The following is a 5008-nucleotide window of genomic DNA, read 5'->3' as shown; positions in this document are numbered from 1 at the left end:
CGCCGCCCACTCGACGAGGCCGCCGCCCCGATGCTCTTCGCCGCCACCGTCCCGACCGCGCCCACCGACCGGCACATCGGTCCCGGCCGACGCTTCCGCCGCGCCGAGCCCACCTTCGCGCCGTTGCGCGGCCGCGCCACCCACCCGCAGCTCGCCGCCGACCGGTGGGCCCGTTACGAACAGATCACCGGGGTGCGCCTGACGCCCACCCCGCTGCGCTGAGGGGTGGGGACCGACCGGTAACGCGTACCCCATAGGTTACGCTTTACCGGTGGACGAGGTGGCGGCGGCGATATCCGATCCGGTGCGGCGCCACATCCTCGAGCTGCTACGCGACGGCGACCTTCCCGCCGGGGAGATCGCCGACCGGTTCCCGATCAGCAGGCCGGCGGTCAGCCGCCACCTGCGGGTGCTGCGGGACAGCGGCCTGGTCCGCAGCGAGCTGGTGGGCCGGCAACGGCGCTACCGGCTCGACGCCGACCGGTTCACCGAGCTCGCCGACTGGCTCGCCCGGTTCCGCCGCCCACGCGGCTGGGCGCAGCACCTCGACGCGCTGGAGACCGAGGTCCACCGCACCCGCCGGGAGCGCCGCGCGCGCCACAACCGGGCGGACCGAGCCAGAGGAGAAACCGCGTGACCGGCACCCCCACCGGACGGCTGTTCCGTACCGCCACCGGCACCGACCTGGTGCTGGTACGCACCTTCCGCGCCCCCGTCACGGACGTCTGGGCGAGCGTCACCGAACCCGAGCGCACCGCCCGCTGGTTCGGCCCGTGGGAGGGCGACGCCGGCCCCGGCCGGACGATCCGGTTGCAGATGGTGTTCGAGGACGACGCCCCGTGGACCGAGCTGAGGATCGAGATCTGCGAGCCGCCCCGGCACCTGGCCGTGTCGGCGGCCGACGGGTCGGGCGGCTGGCGGATCGAGCTGCTGCTCACCGAGACGGCCGGCCGCACCGAGCTGCGGTTCACCCACCACCTCGACAGCGAGGAGCACGTCGGCGAGATCGGCCCCGGCTGGGAGTACTACCTCGACCTGCTGGTGGCCGCCGGGACGGACGCCCCGAAGGCCGGGTTCGACGACTACTACCCGGCGATGAAGCCGTACTACGAGGGGCTGCGCGGTCCGGCCGCCTGAGCCCGCCGGGGCCGCGTCCGGTCGACCCGGCGCGGCCCCGGCGTCGCGCTCACATCCGTTCGAGCGTCCGGATGCCGAGCAGGTCCAGTCCCTGCCGCAGGGTCCGTCCCGTCAGGTCGGTCAGCAGCAGCCGGCTCGCCCGCAGCTCCCCGTCCGCCCGCAGCACCGGACACCGCTCGTAGAACGTGCTGAACCGGGTGGCCAGCCGGTGCAGGTAGCCGGCGAGGTGGTGGAACTGCGCCGTCCGGGCCACCTCGGGGACGACACCGGCGAACCCGAGCAGCTCGAGCGCCAACGCCCGCTCCGCCGGGGTACCGAGCAGCACCACGGTCGCCGCCCCCGGCACCGCACCGGCCCGCCGCAGCACCGACCGGGTCCGGGTGTACGCGTACTGGAGGTAGGGGGCGGTGTTGCCGTCGAGGGCGAGCATCCGCTCCCAGTCGAGCACGTAGTCACGGGTCCGGTCGGTGGCCAGGTCGGCGTACTTGACCGCGCCGATGCCGACGGCCCGGCCGATCTCGGCCGCCGCCGCCTCGTCCAGGTCCGGGTTGCGGGTCCGGGCCAGCGCGGTCGCCCGGGTGACCGCCTCCGTCAGCAGGTCGACCAGCTTCACCGACCCGCCGGCCCGGCTGCGCAGCATCCGCCCGTCCGGGCCGAGGACGGAGCCGAAGCCGAGGTGCTCGGCCCGGACGGGTGGACGCAGCCAACCCGCCTGCCCGGCCACCGCGAACACCATGGCGAAGTGCTGCTGCTGCGGCAGGCCCACCACATAGAGCAGGCGGGTCGCGCCCAGCTCGTCGACGCGCTGCCGTAGCGCCGCCAGGTCCGTCGCCGGATACCCGAACCCACCGTCGCCCTTGCGCACGATCAACGGCAGCCCGACGCCGTCGCGTCCGACGAACCCGGGCGGGAAGACGCAGGTCGCCCCGGCGCTGTCGGTCAGCAACCCGAGCCGGTCGAGGTCGGTCACCACCGCGCCGAGCCGGTCGTTGTACGCGCTCTCGCCCCGGAAGTCCGCCGCGGTCAGGGTGACGTCGAGCAGCTCGTACACGGTCAGGAAGTACCGCTGGGACTGCCCGACCAGCAGCCGCCACAGCCGGCGGGTCTCCGGGTCGCCGCCCTGCAAGGCGACCACCCGCTGCCGGGCGCGTTCCCGGAACGCCGGGTCGGCGTCGAACTTCGACCGGGCCGCCCGGTAGAACCCGTCCAGGTCGCCGATGGACAGCTCCTGCGCCGCCTCCGCCTCACCGAGGTCCACCAGGTGCGCGATCAGCATCCCGAACGGGGTGCCCCAGTCGCCCAGGTGGTTGACTCGGACGACACGGTGTCCGAGCCAGCCCAGCACCCGGACGGCCGCGTCGCCGATGACCGTCGAGCGCAGGTGCCCGACGTGCATCTCCTTCGCCACGTTCGGCCCCGAGTAGTCGACCACCACGGTCTCCGGCTCGCCGGTCACCGGCACCCCGAGCCGCTCGTCGCCGGCGAGCGCGGCGACCATCCCGGCCAGCGCCCCGTCGGCGAGGGTCAGGTTGACGAAGCCGGGTCCGGAGACCTCCGCCACCGCGCAGACGTCGTCGAGGACCGCGTGGTCCAGCACCGCCCGGGCGATCTCGCGCGGGGGCCGACCGAGCCGCCGGGCCAGCGCCAGTGCCGCGTCGGACTGGAAGTCCGCCCGCGGCGAGCGCCGCACGGTGGGCGCGACCGGTTCGCCGGCCACGGCGGCGAACGCGGGCGTCAGCCGGTCGGTGAGCAACCTTTCAAGATCCATTGGTACGCCGATCTGCTCGGATCCGTCAGCCAGGCGGATCCCCGGACGGGGGAGCCTGCGGACGGACCGAGGACAGCGGTGGTGACCGGCGGCTCGATCCGCCGGTCGCAGGGGAATGGGTCAGCGCGGGCGGGCGACGGATCGCCGGCGTCGCTCCGCACCGACCACGACGTCGTACGACGTCCGGGTGTGCTGAGCGGTCGCGCTGGTCATGCCGGCAGCGTACCGGACCGTCGGCGTGGCTGGTCCGGCCCTGCCGGCCGCGTCCGGTCCCGGCGTGGCGGGTCGGCTCTGCTGGCCACGTTCCGTCCCGTGCCGGCCTGGTCGGTCGCCCTACCGATGCGTCCCGTCCCGGCCTGTCCTGGCCTGGTCCCGGCCTGGGCCGGTCCGCCCGCGAGTGCCCGTCGGGCGGACCCGGCCGGCGAGGCGATCGGTCTCGTTTTGCAGGGCATGCCGGCACCGGAACGACCACGGTGCCCGTCGGCGGGTCTCGACCCCCACCGAGATGCCGCCGAGGTCCCCGCCGGTCAGCCCCGGCGGTAGCTCTGCGTGTAGTAGTCGCCGACCTGGTCGCGGTAGTCCGGCCGGGCACCGTCCTCGGGATCGAAAGCCGGGGAGTCCTTGACCTGTTCCCGGCTCCGGTCGACGTGCACCACCCGGTCCCCGTGGTCCACCCGGGCGACCGTGCCGACCGGCAGCAGGACCTTCCGCCCGAAGATCCACGGCCCGGTGTCCACCACCAGCCAGCGGGCACCCGCGTCCTCGCTCGCCTCGTCGATGGCGCCGATCCGCCCGTCGGTCGCCTCCACCCGGTATCCGGTCAGGTCGAGCGGCGTGCCCGGGCCGGGCGCGTCCGGTCCGTCGTGCGACTCCCGGTCGGGCCGCTCACCCGGCTCGGTCTGGTCGTATCCACCGGCCAGCGCCGCCGGGTCACGCCACGCCCACGGGTTGAACGGCTGCATCCGGGCCACCTCCACCTCGTCGTCGACCCCTGCCAGGTGCCCCGACCCCCACCAGCGGAAACCCGGCCACCAGATCCGGCCGGGCTCGACCCGCCCCGCCCCGACCGCCACGTGACCGCCAATCGGCCCGTCGCTCGGTCCGTCGCTCGACCGTGTTGATCAAGAAGTTTGCGTCACGGATGTCCCCGAGGGTGACGCAAACCTCTTGATCAACACGGTGTGGTCCGGGAACCGCCGTCGGGGGCGGGAGTGGGGGTGGGCCGGTAGGCGGCAGGGCGCTGGGATACTCGTCGACCATGGTGTTGTCGCGGGGTTGGTCGTTGTTCCTGGTCGGCGTCGGGGTGTGGACCTGGGTGATCTGGCCGAGGTTCGGGCTCGCCATCTGGAACGACACGCGGGCCTGGTCGGGAGATGCGGTCGGCATGGGCGCGCCGACCGGCTTCCTCTGGATCCACGCGCTGCTCATCGCCGCCTCGTTGGCCATCGGCTCCACGGCCGGCGTGCTCGGCGTCCGGGGGTGGCGGGCGGCCCGTCGCCTGTCCCGCCGAGTTCAGCCGGGCGGCGCGGAAGCCGATGACCAGCGGATTTGACGATCAAACCTGAGGCCGCGTAACTTTCTCTCTGCCAGCGCGGAACGGGCAAACGGGGTGAAAAGCCCCGGGTTCGAATCCGATGTGTGGCACCGGGTCGTCGGGGGCACTATCTCCAGGACGACGCGGTCCGGGTGGGGCTAGCCGAACGCCGCAGGGCGGATTTGGCCGGGCGGAACCGACCGGGTAAGGTTGTCGACCGGCAGAGCACCGGGCGAGCATGCGGGAGACCGCAGCGGCCGGTTCTGCCAAATCCGATGATCAATCGCAGCGCTAGCCGCTGCGTGCGCTCAGCGGAGCAAGGCCGTACGAAGCGTGACACACCGGGACACACCGGTTGACACGGGGAAGACGGTGAGGTAACGTAGTAAAAGTGCCAGGCGCGAGAGCGCGGGGCGCGACGAACGAGATACCCCGGTCGGGTTGCCGTTGGTGCGGTGGTTTGGCTGGTGTGTGGTTGTTCTTTGAGAACTCAACAGGGTGCTTGTAAAGCCAGTGCCAATTGTTTTATACCCCGGGCTGGCCGAATCTTCGGGTTTGGTTGGCTGGGA

The 5008-nt window shown here is 73.0% G+C and carries 6 protein-coding genes; 4 read left to right on the top strand and 2 right to left on the bottom strand.

Translation table 11 applies throughout. The features are described 5' to 3' along the window. The 3 genes from ACOJTC_RS06235 to ACOJTC_RS06225 all read left to right on the top strand — a co-directional run. Window positions 1-222: hypothetical protein (locus tag ACOJTC_RS06235; RefSeq protein ID WP_420116128.1), on the top strand; the 222-nt coding region annotated here is incomplete at its 5' end. 49 nt (window positions 223-271) lie between these two features. Next, window positions 272-637, top strand: coding sequence for a metalloregulator ArsR/SmtB family transcription factor (locus ACOJTC_RS06230; RefSeq protein WP_420116127.1), 366 nt, complete (start codon window positions 272-274; stop codon window positions 635-637). After that, window positions 634-1137: an SRPBCC family protein gene (locus ACOJTC_RS06225; RefSeq protein ID WP_420116126.1), complete on the top strand. Its 504-nt coding sequence runs from the start codon at window positions 634-636 to the stop codon at window positions 1135-1137. Before ACOJTC_RS06230 ends, ACOJTC_RS06225 begins: the two co-directional genes overlap by 4 nt. 49 nt (window positions 1138-1186) lie before the next feature. Here the strand turns inward: ACOJTC_RS06225 and argS are convergent, their stop codons facing one another. Continuing rightward, window positions 1187-2905 (bottom strand): arginine--tRNA ligase, encoded by a 1719-nt coding sequence (gene argS / locus ACOJTC_RS06220; protein WP_420116125.1) that lies wholly within the window; start codon window positions 2903-2905, stop codon window positions 1187-1189. 527 nt (window positions 2906-3432) lie between these two features. Beyond that, a complete protein-coding gene (locus ACOJTC_RS06215) occupies window positions 3433-3978 on the bottom strand; it encodes a PRC-barrel domain-containing protein (RefSeq protein ID WP_420116124.1) in 546 nt (181 codons plus the stop codon). Between the two features lie 185 nt (window positions 3979-4163). On the opposite strand from ACOJTC_RS06215, the gene ACOJTC_RS06210 reads away from it, so the two are divergent. Continuing rightward, complete coding sequence (locus ACOJTC_RS06210; protein WP_420116123.1) at window positions 4164-4457, top strand: SCO4848 family membrane protein; 294 nt, start codon at window positions 4164-4166, stop codon at window positions 4455-4457. Window positions 4458-5008 lie beyond the last annotated feature (551 nt).

The organism is Micromonospora sp., from assembly GCF_048594385.1.
Taxonomy (GTDB): domain Bacteria; phylum Actinomycetota; class Actinomycetes; order Mycobacteriales; family Micromonosporaceae; genus Micromonospora; species Micromonospora wenchangensis.
The sequence above is the reverse complement of the archived record's forward strand: the minus strand, read 5'-3'. Positions and strand labels throughout refer to the sequence as shown.